The sequence below is a fragment of the Spirillospora sp. NPDC000708 genome (assembly GCF_040299565.1).
In the GTDB taxonomy this organism is placed as follows: Bacteria; Actinomycetota; Actinomycetes; order Streptosporangiales; family Streptosporangiaceae; genus Spirillospora.
The window spans coordinates 106,748-121,495 of the sequence record NZ_JBEPCJ010000016.1; the positions used below are offsets into that span (position 1 = coordinate 106,748).

16 protein-coding genes are annotated in these 14,748 nt (G+C 75.4%); 7 read left to right on the forward strand and 9 right to left on the reverse strand.

Annotated features, from left to right (window positions below; translation table 11 throughout):
* Positions 1-4 precede the first annotated feature (4 nt).
* On the forward strand, positions 5-538 hold the full coding sequence (locus ABT299_RS14585; protein ID WP_500251063.1) for a DUF488 domain-containing protein: 534 nt from the start codon (positions 5-7) through the stop codon (positions 536-538).
* A gap of 26 nt (positions 539-564) precedes the next feature.
* On the opposite strand, the gene ABT299_RS14590 is transcribed toward ABT299_RS14585, so the two are convergent.
* From ABT299_RS14590 to ABT299_RS14600, 3 genes are all read right to left on the reverse strand, one after another.
* On the reverse strand, positions 565-972 hold the full coding sequence (locus ABT299_RS14590) for a nitroreductase family deazaflavin-dependent oxidoreductase (RefSeq protein ID WP_500251064.1): 408 nt from the start codon (positions 970-972) through the stop codon (positions 565-567).
* A gap of 104 nt (positions 973-1,076) precedes the next feature.
* Complete coding sequence (locus tag ABT299_RS14595) at positions 1,077-2,297, reverse strand: MFS transporter (RefSeq protein WP_500251065.1); 1,221 nt, start codon at positions 2,295-2,297, stop codon at positions 1,077-1,079.
* A 134-nt stretch (positions 2,298-2,431) separates the two neighbouring features.
* Positions 2,432-3,784: an ATP-binding protein gene (locus tag ABT299_RS14600; RefSeq protein WP_190856987.1), complete on the reverse strand. Its 1,353-nt coding sequence runs from the start codon at positions 3,782-3,784 to the stop codon at positions 2,432-2,434.
* A 137-nt stretch (positions 3,785-3,921) separates the two neighbouring features.
* Here ABT299_RS14600 and ABT299_RS14605 point away from each other — a divergent pair, with 137 nt between their 5' ends.
* Both ABT299_RS14605 and ABT299_RS14610 read left to right on the forward strand, forming a co-directional pair.
* Complete coding sequence (locus ABT299_RS14605) at positions 3,922-4,857, forward strand: NADP-dependent oxidoreductase (RefSeq protein WP_500251066.1); 936 nt, start codon at positions 3,922-3,924, stop codon at positions 4,855-4,857.
* Positions 4,847-5,281: a VOC family protein gene (locus tag ABT299_RS14610; protein WP_190856985.1), complete on the forward strand. Its 435-nt coding sequence runs from the start codon at positions 4,847-4,849 to the stop codon at positions 5,279-5,281. Before ABT299_RS14605 ends, ABT299_RS14610 begins: the two co-directional genes overlap by 11 nt.
* Before the next feature lie 6 nt (positions 5,282-5,287).
* Here ABT299_RS14610 and ABT299_RS14615 read toward each other — a convergent pair whose 3' ends face one another.
* A complete protein-coding gene (locus ABT299_RS14615) occupies positions 5,288-6,157 on the reverse strand; it encodes a LysR family transcriptional regulator (protein WP_387022746.1) in 870 nt (289 codons plus the stop codon).
* Positions 6,158-6,261: 104 nt separating this feature from the next.
* Between ABT299_RS14615 and ABT299_RS14620 the strand changes: the two genes are divergently transcribed.
* From ABT299_RS14620 to ABT299_RS14635, 4 genes are all read left to right on the forward strand, one after another.
* Complete coding sequence (locus ABT299_RS14620; RefSeq protein WP_500251067.1) at positions 6,262-7,179, forward strand: MBL fold metallo-hydrolase; 918 nt, start codon at positions 6,262-6,264, stop codon at positions 7,177-7,179.
* A 23-nt stretch (positions 7,180-7,202) separates the two neighbouring features.
* Positions 7,203-7,646 carry a MarR family winged helix-turn-helix transcriptional regulator gene (locus ABT299_RS14625; protein WP_500251068.1) on the forward strand — a complete coding sequence of 148 codons (444 nt, stop codon included), beginning with the start codon at positions 7,203-7,205 and terminating at the stop codon, positions 7,644-7,646.
* A 65-nt stretch (positions 7,647-7,711) separates the two neighbouring features.
* Positions 7,712-8,587, forward strand: coding sequence for a helix-turn-helix transcriptional regulator (locus tag ABT299_RS14630; RefSeq protein ID WP_190856981.1), 876 nt, complete (start codon positions 7,712-7,714; stop codon positions 8,585-8,587).
* Positions 8,584-9,420, forward strand: a complete 837-nt coding sequence (locus ABT299_RS14635; RefSeq protein ID WP_500251069.1) for an oxidoreductase — start codon at positions 8,584-8,586, stop codon at positions 9,418-9,420. Before ABT299_RS14630 ends, ABT299_RS14635 begins: the two co-directional genes overlap by 4 nt.
* Here ABT299_RS14635 and ABT299_RS14640 read toward each other — a convergent pair.
* The 5 genes from ABT299_RS14640 to ABT299_RS14660 all read right to left on the reverse strand — a co-directional run bounded on the left by ABT299_RS14640 (position 9,386) and on the right by ABT299_RS14660 (position 14,746).
* Positions 9,386-11,032 carry an AMP-binding protein gene (locus ABT299_RS14640; protein ID WP_500251070.1) on the reverse strand — a complete coding sequence of 549 codons (1,647 nt, stop codon included), beginning with the start codon at positions 11,030-11,032 and terminating at the stop codon, positions 9,386-9,388. The two genes, ABT299_RS14635 and ABT299_RS14640, sit on opposite strands and share 35 nt — an antisense overlap.
* Positions 11,033-11,120: 88 nt before the next feature.
* Complete coding sequence (locus ABT299_RS14645) at positions 11,121-11,933, reverse strand: SDR family NAD(P)-dependent oxidoreductase (protein ID WP_190856978.1); 813 nt, start codon at positions 11,931-11,933, stop codon at positions 11,121-11,123.
* Positions 11,926-12,390, reverse strand: coding sequence for a nuclear transport factor 2 family protein (locus tag ABT299_RS14650; RefSeq protein WP_500251071.1), 465 nt, complete (start codon positions 12,388-12,390; stop codon positions 11,926-11,928). The genes ABT299_RS14645 and ABT299_RS14650 overlap by 8 nt, the downstream gene beginning before the upstream one ends.
* Entirely contained in the window at positions 12,387-13,268 is an 882-nt protein-coding gene (locus ABT299_RS14655) for an LLM class F420-dependent oxidoreductase (protein ID WP_500251072.1), read from the reverse strand. The genes ABT299_RS14650 and ABT299_RS14655 overlap by 4 nt, the downstream gene beginning before the upstream one ends.
* Positions 13,265-14,746: an FAD-dependent oxidoreductase gene (locus tag ABT299_RS14660; protein ID WP_500251073.1), complete on the reverse strand. Its 1,482-nt coding sequence runs from the start codon at positions 14,744-14,746 to the stop codon at positions 13,265-13,267. Before ABT299_RS14660 ends, ABT299_RS14655 begins: the two co-directional genes overlap by 4 nt.
* Positions 14,747-14,748 lie beyond the last annotated feature (2 nt).

Sequence of the window (14,748 nt, forward strand, 5' to 3'; positions counted from 1 at the left end):
GAGTGTGGACGAGAAGCGGCCATTGCTGACGTTCGGGCACGGGACGGCGGGGCGGGAGGAGTTGGCGCGCCTGCTGCACGGCGCCGGGGTGCGGTCCGTGGTGGACGTTCGGACCGCACCCGGCAGCCGCCGCAACCCGGACGTGCAGCGCGACGCGCTGCGCGAGTGGCTGCCCGCGGAGGGGATCGGCTACCGGTGGGAGAAGCGGCTCGGCGGCTTCCGGAAGGCCGCGCCGGACTCGCCCGACACGTTCTGGCGGAACGACTCGTTCCGCGGCTACGCCGGGCACACCCGCGACCCGGAGTTCGTGGCCGCCATGGACGAGCTGCTGCCGGAGGCCGACCGGACGTCCACGGCCGTGATGTGCAGCGAGTCGGTCTGGTGGCGCTGCCACCGGCGGCTCATCGCCGACTTCGCCGTCCTGGCCCGCGACCGCCCAGTGCTGCACCTCGCCCACGACGGCCGGCTCACCGGGCATCCGCCGACGTCCGGTGCCCGCCTCCGCCCGGGCGGCCTCCTCGTCTACGACGGCGAGTAGCGGGGGCGCGGCAGGACGGCGGCCGATCAGGGCTCCGGTTCGACGAGGAACACCGGGTGGTCCTCCCGCGCCTCGAAGGCGTCCCGCACGAACGGGACGATCCGGAACTTGCGCCGGTAGGCGCGCAGCACGCGGGACGCGCGGTCATCGTCGACCTCGGTGAGGCGCACCGGCCGGAGCCGCCGCCCGCGGCCGAGGCGCGCCCGGCCGTCCGCGCGCGCGTTGCGGACCCAGTGGGTGTCGCCGAACGGCGAGACGAGCCACTGCCGCCCTTCGAACTTCAGCAGGGCGACCGGCGCGGTGCGGGGCAGGCCGCTGCGCCTGCCGCGGGTGCGCAGCAGGACCAGCGGCCCCATCGGGACGCCCCATCCGAGCAGCCGGAGCGGGCCGCGGCTCATCCGTGCCAGCTTCGGCGGGAGTTCGACGGAGGCCATCACCGCTCCTTCGCTGCAAGGGATCGGGCGCCGCAGCCGCGCCGCGCCGAACCGGGGAATCGTTCCCCACTTGAGCGTGGCACGCATCCCGCCGCCCGGCAACCCTAAGCGGGGGATATTTCCCCGCTTTTCTCCTCGCCGCCGGTCAGGCGCCCGAGCAGGACGGTGGTCGCGGCCATGGCGGCGGCGGTCGCGCCGCCGAGCAGCATGACCGTCCGCGCGGACGTGTGGTCCAGGACGGCGCCTCCGACCAGGGCGCCGCTCGACAGGGTCGCCTGGAACGACGCCGTGAACAGGACCGAGGCCGCCTCCGGGCTCTCCGGAGCCGATCGGGCGAAGCACGCCTGCGAGCAGACCGGGACGGCGCCGTAGCCGATCCCCCAGACGACGAGCAGCGCGAGGGCGCCCGGTTCCGCGCGTCCCAGGAACGGCAGCGCCAGGACGGCGACGGCGATCAGGGCTCCGGCGGCACCGAACGCGGCGTGCGGGCGGCGGGCAGCGGCCGTGCCCGCGAGGAACGTGCCCGCGACCCCGGCGGCGCCGTACGCGAGCAGGAAGAGCGTGATCCGCGCCGGCGGCACGTCCGTGACGCCTTCCAGGAACGGCGTTACATAGGTGTAGGCCCCGAAGTGCGCGAGGACGATGAGGAAGGTCAGCAGCAGGGCGGACCGGGTTCCGGTGCCGCGGAGCATGCCGCGCAGCACGCCGAGGCGCGCGGCCCGTTCGGCGGGCAGCGGCGGCAGCAGCAGGACGAGCGCGACCAGCACCCCGGCCGACAGCAGGCCCGGCATGAGGAACCCGGCCCGCCATCCGGCGAGGTCACCGATCAGCGTGCCCAGCGGCACGCCGACGACCGACCCCAGCGGGACGGCCGAGAACACGACCGCGGTGGCCCTGCGCGCCGACCGGGCGGGGACGAGCCGGCCGGCCAGTCCGGCGCCGATCGACCAGAAGCCGCCGATGACGATCCCGACGAGGACCCTGGACAGCAGCACCGCCCAGTACGCCGGTGCCGCGGCGGCGACGGCGTTCGCGGACGCCAGCAGGAACATGAAGGCGCACAGCATCCGGCGGCGGTCGACGCCCGCGGTCGCGACGGTGACGGCGGGCGCGGCGGCGGCCGCGACATAGCCGGGCAGCGCCATCATCAGCCCGGCCGTGCCGTCGGAGACGGTGAAGTCCCTCCCGATCGGGGTCAGCAGGCCGATCGGCAGGATCTCGGTGGTGACGATGGCGAAGATGCCGGTCGTGACCGCGAGGACCGCGGGCCAGCCGGACGAGGGAGGGGCGATCCGGCCGGTGGCCGGAGGAGTGGCCGTGCGCATCGGTGCCGTCCTGGGGTCGGGAGCGCGGGGACGCGTCACAGCCAACAGGCGGCGCCGGAGCCGGGCTGGCGGATTCCCGACGCCGACATGGGTGACGTCGGTTTCCCGCGACCGGGCCTCCAGGGGACGGCGCGCTACGGCCCGTCGCCGTCGTCCGCCTCAGAGGGCTCGGCGGCGGTGTCCTGCAGGGCCCGCTGGGTGGCCTGGTGGACGCGGACGGCCAGCACGGCGCGCGCGAACCGGGCGGCGAGCTCGCTGTCGAGGACGTCCGGGACCTGCTCGACGCCGATCAGCCCGCCGGGCCTGGCGATGACCGCGCCGGCCTCGCCGACCTTGACGCCCTGGCCCTCGCCGAGCTCCTCGACGGCCGGGAGGTCGAGGGCCGCGCGCAGCGTGCCCTGGAGGGAGCGGACGGTGGCGGCGTCCCGGTCCGCGCGCTCGGCGGCGATCTCGGCGCGCCGCTCGGCCCGCTCGATGCGGGCGTCGGCGCCCTCCGCCCGGGCGGCGGTCTCGTCGGCGAGCCTCTCGGCGCGGTCGGCGCGCGCGGCCTGCTCGTCGGCGCGGGCCGTCGCGGACTCGCGCTCGGCGGTGAGGCGGGCGGCCTCGGCCTGCGCGGCGGTCAGCTCCTCGCGCAGCCGCCGCTCGGTCTCGGCGGCGGCGTCGAGCCGGGAGCGCGCCTCGTCGAGCTCGGCGCGAGCCTCCTTCAGCTCGGCGTGCGCGGTGGCGAGCGCGGTCTGCTCGCCCGCGAGGCGGCCGGCGAGGGCGTCGCGCTCGTTCTCGGCGTCGGTGCGGGCCTGGTGCTCGGTGCGCCACGCGGCCTCGGCGTGCTTGCGGAGCCCGTCGGCCTGGGCGGCCTCGTTGGCGGCGGTGGCGCGGGCCTGCTGGGCGGCGCCGGCCTCCTTCCAGGCGCCGGCCTCGCTCTCCTGCGCGGCGGCGACGCTGGCCTTCGCGGCGGCCATGCCCTTCTGGAGCTCCTCGATCGCGGCGGCGGCCTCCGCGCGGGCGGCCTCGGCACGGGCCTCGGCCTCGCGGGTGCGGGCGTCGGCCGCTGCGGCGGCAGTGCGCTCGGCGCGCGCCTCGGCGAGCGCCTCCTCGGCGCCGTCGATCGCGCCGCGGACCTCCCCGTCGAGCCGTTCGCCGAGCGCGGCGGCGGCCTTGACCAGCTCGACGACCATGTCGCCGAGCCGTTCGACGTCGTCGCCGAAGGTGCGCAGGGCGGCGGTCCCGGCGGCGTCGCGCCGCTCGGCCTCCCGCGCGTGCGCCTCGCGGTGCGCGTCGCTGCAGAACCGGGACGCGCCGGGCGGGAGCGGGCGCGCGCAGTGCTGGCAGATCCCGGGCCCGGCCTCCTCGGCGGCCGCTCCGGCGGGCGCCTCCGGTTCCGGTTCGTCGCCGCCCGCGGGGTCGTCGGGCAGCGGCCGCAGCGGCGCGGTCGCCAGGTCGAGGGCCTCGGTGCCGGCGGCCGGAAGGCCGTCTTGATCGTCGTGCACGCCAGCATCCTAGTGAGATATGACAAATCCGTACGTGACCGAGCGAATCGGGCATCACTTTTCGGTGGGGCGGCGGAGTTGACCTCGACCTTGGTCGAGGTCCTAGCGTGCTGCGTGATCGACTCTGGGGAGGAATCATGCGGGTCGCGGGGTTCAGCGAGCCGGGCGGACCGGACGTGCTGAGGCCGATGGAGATCGCGGCGCCCGAGGCGGGGCCCGGCGAGGTCCGGGTCCGGGTCCGGGCCGCGGGGGTGCAGCCGTTCGACCTGGCCGTCCGGGAGGGATGGACGCCGCCGGGGACGCCGGAGGGGTTCCCGCGCGTGCCGGGCAACGAGTTCGCGGGCACGGTCGACCAGGTCGGCGACGGGGTCGCGGGCCTTCAACCGGGCGACGAGGTGATGGGCAACTGCCGGCTCAACGCCTACGCGGAGTACGTCGTCGTCCCGGCCGCGGCGGTGACGGCCAAGCCCGCCAGCATGCCGTGGGAGGTGGCGGGCGCGTTCCCGGCGGCGGTGATGACGCCGCACATCGCGCTGGAGGAGATGGGCGTCGGCGCCGGCGACACCCTGCTCGTCCACGCGGCGGCGGGCGGGGTCGGGGCGATCGCCGTCCAGCTCGCGCGGATCGCCGGCGCGACCGTCGTCGGCACGGCGAGCGAGGCCAACCACGACTACCTGCGCTCGCTCGGCGCCGTCCCGGTCGCCTACGGGGACGGCCTGGAGGAGCGCGTCCGGGACGCGGCGCCCGGCGGGGTGGACGCCGCGCTCGACGGGGCGGGCGGCGACGCGCTGGAGGTGTCGCTGAAGCTCGTCCGGGACCGGAACCGGATCATCACGCTGGTCGAGCACGCGCGGGCCGCCGAGCTCGGCGTGCGCGTCACCCCGGACAAGCGGTCGTCGGCGCGCGTCGCGGAGGCCGCGCGCTTCTACGCGGAGGGGCGGCTGCGCCTGCACCTGCGCGCGGCGTTCCCCCTCGACCGCGCGGCGGACGCGCACCGCGAGGTCGCCACCGGCCACGGCCGGGGCAAGGTCGTCCTCTTGGTATCGGACGAGGGCCGGGACGATGTGGCCTGAGCACCTGGACGTCGGGGCCGTGCGGTTCGCGCGGCCGACGGCGCGCTTCGAGGAGGTCCTCGCGTTCTACCGGGACGTGCTGGGCCTGCCGGTGCTGGCCGAATGGCGGGACCACGCCGGGTACGACGGGGCGGTGTTCGGCCTGCCGGGGACGCCCGTGCACATGGAGATCACGCAGAGCGGCGCGCCGCCCCGGATCCCGGAGCCGCACCCGGAGAACCAGCTCGTCCTCTATCTCCGGGGCGCCGGGGCGCGGGACGCGGCGGCGGCCCGCCTGACCGGGCACGGGCACCGGCCGGTCGCGCCGGAGAACCCGTACTGGTCGGAGCACGGGGCGGTCGTGTTCCAGGATCCGGACGGGTGGCAGGTCGTCCTCGCGCCCTGGGTGTTCGGCGCGGAGCCGCCGCCGGGCCGCCGGCCCTGATGAGTCCTACGAGGCGTCGGAGCGGAGGAGGGCGGCGGCGATCTGCGCGAAAGAGCGGATGAGGGGGCCGGGGTTCTCCCCCGCCCAGGCGACGACCAGCCGGCTCGGCGGCATGTCGGTCACGGGGACGGAGACGAGGCCCTCGGGCAGCTCGTCGGCGAGCGGGCCCAGCCCGATCGTCCCGCTCCACAGGACGGCCTGCAGGCACTCGTTGACGGTCCGCACCACGGGGCCGTCCACCGCCGGACCATCGGATGGGCCGGTCCAGTAGGCGGCCCACAACGGGTCGGTCCCGTCCGGGAACCGGAACCATCGGCGGCCGGCGAGGTCGTCCAGCCGCAGGGTGCCGCGACCCGCGAGCGGATCGTCCGCGCGCAGCACCACCCCGACGGGATCGGCGCGCAGCTCGTGGACGGTGATGCCGGTGGTGTCGAAGGGCGTCCGGGTGAGCGCGACGTCGACGAGCCCGGCCCGCAGGCCGGTGGTGGGGTCGGTGAGGTCGGCCTCGCGGACGCGGACGTCGACGCCGGGGTGGCGGCGGCGGAACGCGGCGGCGAGCCGGGTGCCCGCCTGCTGCGCGCTGTCGGCGAGCGTGCCGATCGTCAGCGTGGCGGCGCCGGTCGCGGCGGCGACGCGGGCGCGCAGGTGGCCGGCCTGCTCCAGCAGCAGGCGCGCCTCGTCGTAGAGGACCGTCCCGGCGGCGGTCAGCGCGACCCCGGACGGCGAGCGCTCCAGCAGGACGGCGCCGAGGTCGGTCTCCAGCCGCCTGATGGCCCGGCTCAGCGGCGGCTGCGTCATGTGCAGCCGCGCGGCGGCGCGCCCGAAGTGGCGTTCCTCGGCGACGGCCACGAAGTAGCGCAGCGAGCGTAGGTCCATCACCGGCGACGATATCCGGACGGTATCGGGCGAACGGAACCGGTGTTGGACGCCCGCGACGCCCCGGCGATGCACTGGAGGCTCCTGAGACGAGGAGTGACGCCATGCCTGATGCACTGGAGTACACGGGGCCCGACCCGATCGTGGACGTCGCCGGAGCGCTGGAGGTCGCCGACGACCTCGTGGTGATCCCGAACCGCGGCGTGGAGCTGGTGCCGAACGTCGGCGTCATCGGCGGCGCGCATTCCGTGCTGGTCGTCGAGACGGGGATGGGGCCGCGCAACGCCGAGGCGGTGCTGAGGTTCGCCGACGAGTACGCCGAGGGCCGCAGGCTGTACCTGACGACGACGCATTTCCACCCCGAGCACGCGTTCGGCGCGCAGGCGTTCGCCGGGGAGGCGACGTACCTGGTCAACGCCGCGCAGGCGGAGGATCTCGCCGCCAAGGGCGACGGCTACCTGCACATGTTCCGCGGGCTCGGCGCGCCGGTCGCCCGGCAGCTCGAAGGCGTCGAGCTGCGCGCGCCCGACACCGTCTACGGCGAGGCGCACGATCTCGACCTCGGCGGGCGGGTGGTGCGGCTGCGGGCGACGGGCCGGGCGCACAGCCGGGGCGACCAGGTGGTGACGGTCCCGGACGCCGGCGTGATGTTCACCGGGGACCTCGCCGAGGCCGGCCAGTTCGCGATCTTCCCGTGGTTCCCGCCGCACGACACCGACGTCTCCGGGACCCGCTGGATCGCGGTGATGCGGCGGCTGGCGGAGCGGGCGCCGCGCGTGGTGGTCCCCGGGCACGGGGACATCGGCGGCCCCGACCTGCTGACGGACGTCCGCGACTACCTGGAACTGCTGCGCGACGAGACCTGGGCCCGCCGCGACTCCGCGGCGGGCGAGGAGGAGATCGCCGAGGAGGTCCGGGCGCTGATGATCGAGCGGCACCCCGAATGGGCCGGCCGGGAGTGGATCGAGAGGGGCGTCGGCTGCCTCTGCGCCGAGCACCCGGACGGTTCAGCCGAAGAATGATTCACGGCGAGTAGCATCGGGGCATGAGCGATGCCGGCGGCCTGCCCTCGACGGTGGCGTTCCGGCTCGCGACGCTCGGCGCGATCTACGGCGACCGGTTCGCCGCGCGGATCGCCGCCCACGACCTGAAGCCGAAGCACGCCGGGCTGATGGCGGCGCTGGAGGCCGACGTCGCCGCGTCGCAGCAGGACCTCGCCGCCCGGATGCGCGTCGCGCCGAGCCTGGTCGTCGCGCTGGCCGACCACCTGGCGGGGCTGGGCGCGATCGAGCGGCGCCGCGACCCGGCCGACCGGCGGCGGCAGCTCCTCACGCTGACCGGCCATGGCCGCGAGCTGCTGCGCAGGTGCGCGGAGGCGGCGCGTGAGGTGGACGAGGAGATCGCCGCCGACCTCGGCGGGGACCGGCGCGCCGCCCTGCACGAGGCGCTCGGCGTGATCGCCGAGCGGGAGGGCCTGCCGACCGCGTGAGGGTGGGTGCGGCGGGGCCACCTTGACGGGCCCGGCCCTGCCCCGCCGCGCCTAGCCTCGAAGGCATGGACAGGGAGAACGCACTCGGCGAGTTCCTGCGGGCGCGGCGCGGGCTCGTCCCGCCGGAGGACGCGGGCATCGAGCCGGGGCCGCGGCGGCGGGTCGCCGGGCTGCGGCGCGAGGAGGTCGCGCAGCTGGCCGGGGTCAGCGCCGACTACTACGTGCGGCTCGAACAGGGCCGCGAGCGGAACCCGTCGGCGCAGGTCGTCGAGGCGCTGGCGCGCGCGCTGAACCTGGAGGAGGACGCGGCCGCGCACCTGCACGAGCTCGCGCGACCGCAGACCAGGGGCCGCCGCGCGCCGCGCAGGGAGCGGGTCAGCCCGAACCTGCTGCAGATGCTGCACGCCTGGCCGAACACCCCGGCGGTCGTGCTCGGCCGCACGCTCACCGTCCTCGCCCACAACCCGCTCGGCAAGGCCCTGTTCGACGGCCACGCGTACAGCGGCGACCTGGTCCGGCTGGTGTTCCTCGACCCCGGCGGGCGGGACTTCTACCCCGAGTGGGACCGGGTCGCCGTCAACACCGTCGCCGGGCTGCGGGCGTCCGCCGGGCTCGACCCGGACGACCCCGCGCTGGTCGAGACGGTCGGCGAGCTGTCGGTGAAGAGCGCCGAGTTCCGCCGGCTGTGGGCCCGCCACGACATCCGCCAGAAGACGCACGAGACGAAGCGCTTCCAGCATCCGCTCGTCGGCGAGCTGACGCTGACCTACGAGTCGCTGACCGTGAACAGCGCCCCGGGGCAGCAGCTCGTCGTCTACCAGGCCGCACCGGGCAGCGCGTCCGAGGAGGCGCTGGCCCTGCTCGGCAGCCTCGCCGCCGGCAGCGCCTCGGACGGAACGGAAGCGCCGGAAGCCACGCATAAGAAGGACGTACAGAAATGACCGTCTGGTTCATCACCGGCTGCTCGACCGGGCTCGGACGGGCCCTCGCCGAGACCGTCCTGGAACGCGGCGACAGCGCCGCCGTCACCGCCCGCGACCCGCGGGCCGTGGCCGACATCGTCGAGGGCCACGGGGACCGCGCGCTCGCGCTCCCCCTCGACGTCACCGACAAGGAGCAGATCGCCGCCGCGGTCAAGCGCGCGGAGGACGCGTTCGGCCGCATCGACGTGCTCGTCAACAACGCCGGGTACGGCTACCTCGCCGCCGTCGAGGAGGGCGAGGACGCCGAGGTCCGCGCGCTGTTCGACACGAACGTCTTCGGGCTCGCGGACGTCACCAAGGCCGTCCTGCCCGGGATGCGCGCGCGCCGCTCCGGCAACATCGTCAACGTCTCCTCGCTCGGCGGGCTCTCCGCGTTCGGCGCGACCGGCTACTACCACGCGACGAAGTTCGCCGTCGAGGGGCTCTCGGAGTCCCTCGCCGCCGAGGTCGGGCCGCTCGGCATCCACGTCACGATCGTCGAACCGGGAGCCTTCCGGACGAACTGGTCGGGACCGTCGATGAAGCAGTCGTCCGTCTCGATCGACGACTACGCCGGCACCGCCGGGGCGCGCCGGACCTCCACCCTCGCGACCTACGGCAGCCAGCCGGGCGACCCGGTGCGCGCCGCGCGGGCGATCATCGGCGCGGTCGAGGCGGACGAGCCGCCGCTGCGGCTGCTCCTCGGCCGGGTCGCGTTCGACGTCGCCAACGCGCGCCTCGACCGGCTCCGCACGGAGTTCGCGGACTGGCGCGACGTCACCCTCGGCGCGGACTACCCGGAGACCGCCTGACGTAGGAGCCGTCGCGGCGCTCGTAGACGGGGTCGGCGGTGTCCCACGCCTCGTCCCGCAGCGCACGCTTGATCACCTTGTTCGTCGGGGTGCGCGGGAGCTCCGCGACGATCCGGACGTAGCGCGGCGCCCACTTCGTCCCGAGGTCGGGCTGGGCGGCCAGGAACGCGGCGAAGGCGCCGGGGTCGAACGCGCGCCCCGGCGCCATCGCGACCGCCGCCATCACCTGGTCGCCCACGTGCTCGTCCGGCACCGCGTAGACGGCGACGTCCGCGAACGCGTCGAACCGGGCGAGCAGCCGCTCGACGGGCGCGGCGGCGAAGTTCTCGCCGTCCACCCGCAGCCAGTCGCTGTCGCGGCCGGCGAAGTACCAGTAGCCGTCGGCGTCGCGGTAGGCGAGGTCGCCCGACCAGGTCCAGCCGTTGCGGACGCGCTTCGCCGTCGCCTCGGGGTTGTTGTAGTAGCCCTCGAACTTGCCGGCGCCCCTCATGTCGACGATCTCGCCGATCGCCTCGTCGGCGTTCAGCAGCTCGCCGTGCGGGCCGAACTTCGCGGGCGGGCATTCGCGCAGCGTGTCCGGGTCCATCACCACGGTGCCCGCCTCCGCGACGCCGAGCGAGCCGGGCGGCGTGCCCGGGACGCGGGTGAGCCGGATCTCGCCCTCGCTCGACCCGTAGGAGTCGATGACGGTGCAGCCGAAGCGGCGCGCGAACTCCTCGATGTCGCGCTGCGCCGCCTCGTTGCCGAACGCGATCCGCAGCGGGTTGTCCGCGTCGTCCGGCTTCTCGGGGACGGCGAGGATGTAGTTCAGCGGCTTGCCGACGTAGTTGAAGAACGTGACGCCGTAGCGGCGGACGTCCGGCAGGAACCCCGACGCGGAGAACCTGCGGCGCAGCGCCACGCACCCGCCGGTCGCGACCGCCGGGGCGATCCCGGCCATCAGCGCGTTGGAGTGGAACATCGGCATTACGACGTAGAACACGTCGTCGCGGGTGAGCCCGCGCCGGTCGCGCTGCTGGACCGCGATCCGGCCGAGCCGGCCCTGCGTGCAGACGACCGCCTTCGGCGCGGACGTCGTCCCGGACGTGAACACCAGCGAGAAGATCGTCTCCTGGGCGACCGGCCCGATCGGGGCGGGACGTGCGGCGGCGAGCGCCTCGGCGTAGGCGCCGCCGTCCACGGTCAGCACCGGCAGGTCCGGGACGAGGCCCTCGATCAGCGGGGCCCGGGACGTCTCGGTGACCAGCAGCGCGCAGTCGGTGTGCGTGATGTCGCGGGCCAGCTCGGCGCCGCGCCGCGTCGGGTTCAGCTCGACCACCGGGACGCCCGCGAGAGCAGCGCCGAGCAGCCAGAACAGGTGCTCGGGCCCGTTCTCCAGGAACAGCCCGACATGCCGGGGCCCGCCCCGCCCGGCGGCGCGCCCGCCGCGCCCGCCGCTGCCGTCGCCCGCCGCGAGTCCGGCGCGGAGCCGGGCCTCCGCAACGACCTCGCGCCACGTCCACGAGCGGTCCTCGAACCACAGGCCCGTCCGGTCGTCGTCCGCGCGCGCGGCGACCAGCTCGGCGAACGTGATCGCCTCGGGCGGCCGGTCGTCCCCCAGCACCTCTGCCATCTGTCCCTCCCGCTCCCCAAGCTCGACCACCCCGGGCCCCGCCCTCGCCCCCCCGTCCCACTCACCGGGACCCGCGCCGCCCGAAGGGTCAGGCGCGGTGGGGGCGGTTCGTCCAGCCCTGGTCGTCGGCGCGGACGAACCAGCCGGACGCGGCGAGCGTGCCGCCGTCGACCGGGACCGTGTGGCCGGTGACGAAGCGGGCGTCGTCGGAGGCGAGGAACGCGACGACGGCCGCGTAGTCGTCCGGCTCGCCGAACCGGGCGAGCGGCACCCAGGTGTGCTCCAGGCCCTCGTCGTAGCCGCGCCGCATCCACGCGACCGGGGTCTGCTCGGTGTCGGCGAGGTCGGGCGCGATCGCGTTGACGCGGACGCCGTGCCGGCCGACCGCGACGGCGAGGCTGCGGGTGAACGCCGACACGCCCGCGTTGAACGCCGAGTACACCGGGTGCTGCGGGATGCCGCGGAACGCCTCGACGGTCGAGTTGTTGACGATGCTCCCCGCCCCCCGCTCGATCATCGCGGGCAGCAGCGCGTGGGTGAGCTTGAAGACGTGCAGCAGGTTCAGCTCGTAGAGCCGCTGCCACTGCTCCGGCGTGCTGTCCTGGAAGGACGGGGCGGCCGGCCGGAAGTCGCCGACGTTGTTGACCAGCACGTCCACGCGCCCGTGCGCCAGCGCCGCGGCCGTCACCTCGGCGACCGTGGCGTCCTCGACGATGTCGCCGATCACGGTGACGCAGCGGCCGCCGGCCGCCTCGATGTCGCGCCGCGCGCGCTCGGCGGCGTCCGCGTCGATGTCGTTGAGGACGACGAGGTCGCCGCCGGCGGCGAGGCGGCGGGAGACCGCTCCCCCGATGCCGAGCGCGCCGCCGGTGACCACGCTGATCCGGGTGCCGTCAGGCATCGCGGCGCCTCCGGACGGGCCGGGTCTCGATCGAGTCGATGCGCTGCTCGCGGCGGGCGATCCGCCACGTCCCGCCGTCGCGCCGGTACGCGTCGGTGTAGCGGCAGTTCCACACCAGGTCGGACGTCCTGCCGTCGTCGCGTTCGGTCAGGTGGTGCGCGACGCAGGCGATCTCCCCGGTGGCGGTGCCGGGTCCGGGCCCGGCGTCGAACACCTGGCCGACGAGGGCGTGGAACGTGACCGGGATGCCGTCCAGCGCCGCGAGCGTCGCGGCGATCTCCGCGCGCCCGGTGAACGTGCGGACCGGGTCGAGCACGTCGGGGGCGGACGGCAGGACGAGCACCGCGTCGGCGGTGAACAGGTCCGCCATCGCGTCGATCTCGCGGCGGTCGGCGTACAGGGCGTAGCGGGCGACCAGGTCGAGGAGCTCGACCCGGTCGCCGGCCGGGAGCGTCATGACAGCCCGAGCCGCTGCGCGCACGCCGACAGCTCGTCCTTCGCCTCGTCCAGGTCCGTTGTCACGTTCCCGCGCAGGACGAGCCGCCCGGCACCGAGGCCCGCCAGCCTCTCCGCCTTCTCCGGCGTGACCGCCGACAGCGAATGGCCGAGCGTGAGCTCCAGCGCGTCCGGGTCCCGGCCGTTCCTCTCCGCCTCCTCGCGCATCAGCGCGACCAGGCCGCGCAGCTCGTCGCCGGCGACGCCGAGCGGCTGGAGGCCGTCGCCGTACCGGCCGGCGCGCCGCGCCGCCGCCTTCGTGTGGCCGCCGACATGGATCGGCACGCCGCCCTTCTGCACCGGCTTCGGGTAGCTCATCGCCCCCTCGAACCGGAAGAACTCGCCGTCGTGCGACGCGCCCTCCGGACCCGTCTCCGCCCACAGCTTGCGCAGCACCTGGAGCTGCTCGTCGCCGCGGCGGCCGCGCGAGTCGAAGTCGGCGCCGCACGCCTCGATCTCCTCGCGCATCCAGCCCATGCCGACGACCAGCCGCAGCCGCCCGCCGGACAGCGCGTCGACCGTCGCGAGCCGCTTCGCGAGCACCACCGGATGGTGGTTCGGCAGGACGAGCACGCCCGTCGCCAGCCCGATCCGGCTGGTCCGCCCGGCGAGGAACGCCAGCAGGTCCAGCGGGTCGGGGATGTCCAGGTCGTCCGCCAGCTCCATCCTCCCGGAGCTGTCGTAGGGGTAGACGGAGGAGTAGCCGCTCGCCACCACCGCGTGCTCGACCGCGCCGACGGACTCGTACCCGCAGTCCTCGGCGTGCCGGGCGTACTCCCCGATCCACTCGGGATCGGCGGTCACGCCCGCCGCGACCGGCAGCAGGACGGCGTACTTCATGCGCTCTCCTCGTTCGTCGCGGCGGCGCGCCCGGCGCGGCGGCCGAAGAACGTGCCGTCGCCCAGGGACGTCCCGCTGACGTACCCCTCGCCGTGCATCCCGGACGCGGCGCGGCCCGCCGCGTACAGGCCGGGCACCGGGACGCCCGAGTTGTTCAGGACCTCGCCGTCGATGGTCGTGTGCAGCCCGCCGAGCGTGAACCCGGACGCGCCGCTCGCCGGCCCGCCGGTGCCGCCGAAGAAGCCCGCGCCGGGGTCGATCGCCGCGAACGGGGGCTTCAGCGGCCGCAGCCACTTCGGGTCCTTGTGGAAGTAGGGGTCCTCGCCCTTCGCGGCGTGCCGGTTGTACGTCTCGACCGTCGCCTCCAGCGCGCCGGGCGGCATGCCGAGCGACTCCTCCAGCTCGGCGAGGGTCTCGGCGGCGTACTTCGGCAGGACGCCCCACCGGTCCGCCTCCGGGACGGACTCGTACCCCTCCTCGTCGATGATCGTCCAGTAGGGGCCGGGCTGGTCGCGGACCGCGTGGACGCTCCAGTGGCCCGGGTAGACGTCCTCGTTGAGGAACCGGCGGCCGAGGCCGTCCACGAGCATGCCGCGGCACACCATCGCGGGCAGCGCGGTCAGCGCGATCTCGACCACGCCCATCCGCCGGGTCGCGGCGCCGGCCGCCGCGGCCATCCGGATGCCGGACCCGTCGTCGAGGCCGTCGCTGACCTTGCCGTGCCCGAGCAGCACCGGGGCGTGGTCGGCCAGCATCTCCTCGTTGTCGACGAACCCGCCGGTGGTGAGCACCACCGCGCGCCTCGCCCGGTAGGTGACCCGCTCGCCGTACTTGCGCGCGACGAGCCCGGCGACGCGCCCGCCCCCGTCCAGGACGAGGTTGGACGCCACGGTGTCGACGTGCGTGACCGCACCGGCGGCGGTCGCCGCCGCCGACAGCTTCTCCATCAGCACGGCGCCGCCGAACCCGCTCGCCGCCGGGCGGTGCCCGCGCGGGACGGGCCGCGCGACCGTGTTGTACGGCCAGGCGTTCTCGCCCAGCCACATCAGCCCGTCCTCCGACATCGGCATCCACGTCGGCGCGTCGTAGAAGCTGGGGTTGAACGTGACGCCGCACTCGCGGAACCACTCGAAGTGCTCGACGCTCCCGTCGCAGTACAGCCGGATCTTCGCGGTATCGGCGTTCGGGCCGAGCGCCTTCACCAGGTAGGCGTACATGTTGTCGGGGTCGTCGTCGAAGCCGCAGGCCTTCTGCACCTCGGTGCCGCCGCCGAGGTACAGCTCGCCGCCGGACTGCGCCGACGACCCGCCGGGCCCGCTCGCCCGCTCCAGCACCAGGACGTCCGCGCCGGCGCGGGCCGCCTCGAAGGCCGCCGCCGCGCCCGCGCAGCCGAACCCGACCACGAGCACGTCGCACTCGTGGTCGAACGCGCCGATCTCGCCGGCCGGGACCGGCTCGACCGAGGACCGTGGCGTCACCG

Excerpts from the sequence above, each read along its gene's own strand:
- ABT299_RS14635 (WP_500251069.1), top strand. The coding sequence starts at position 8,584 with ATGACCGTCTGGTTCATCACCGGCTGCTCGACCGGGCTCGGACGGGCC.
- ABT299_RS14620 (WP_500251067.1), top strand. The coding sequence starts at position 6,262 with ATGCCTGATGCACTGGAGTACACGGGGCCCGACCCGATCGTGGACGTC.
- ABT299_RS14590 (WP_500251064.1), bottom strand. The coding sequence starts at position 972 with ATGGCCTCCGTCGAACTCCCGCCGAAGCTGGCACGGATGAGCCGCGGC.
- ABT299_RS14625 (WP_500251068.1), top strand. The coding sequence starts at position 7,203 with ATGAGCGATGCCGGCGGCCTGCCCTCGACGGTGGCGTTCCGGCTCGCG.
- ABT299_RS14605 (WP_500251066.1), top strand. The coding sequence starts at position 3,922 with ATGCGGGTCGCGGGGTTCAGCGAGCCGGGCGGACCGGACGTGCTGAGG.
- ABT299_RS14610 (WP_190856985.1), top strand. The coding sequence starts at position 4,847 with ATGTGGCCTGAGCACCTGGACGTCGGGGCCGTGCGGTTCGCGCGGCCG.
- ABT299_RS14630 (WP_190856981.1), top strand. The coding sequence starts at position 7,712 with ATGGACAGGGAGAACGCACTCGGCGAGTTCCTGCGGGCGCGGCGCGGG.
- ABT299_RS14650 (WP_500251071.1), bottom strand. The coding sequence starts at position 12,390 with ATGACGCTCCCGGCCGGCGACCGGGTCGAGCTCCTCGACCTGGTCGCC.
- ABT299_RS14640 (WP_500251070.1), bottom strand. The coding sequence starts at position 11,032 with ATGGCAGAGGTGCTGGGGGACGACCGGCCGCCCGAGGCGATCACGTTC.
- ABT299_RS14645 (WP_190856978.1), bottom strand. The coding sequence starts at position 11,933 with ATGCCTGACGGCACCCGGATCAGCGTGGTCACCGGCGGCGCGCTCGGC.
- ABT299_RS14615 (WP_387022746.1), bottom strand. The coding sequence starts at position 6,157 with ATGGACCTACGCTCGCTGCGCTACTTCGTGGCCGTCGCCGAGGAACGC.
- ABT299_RS14595 (WP_500251065.1), bottom strand. The coding sequence starts at position 2,297 with ATGCGCACGGCCACTCCTCCGGCCACCGGCCGGATCGCCCCTCCCTCG.
- ABT299_RS14655 (WP_500251072.1), bottom strand. The coding sequence starts at position 13,268 with ATGAAGTACGCCGTCCTGCTGCCGGTCGCGGCGGGCGTGACCGCCGAT.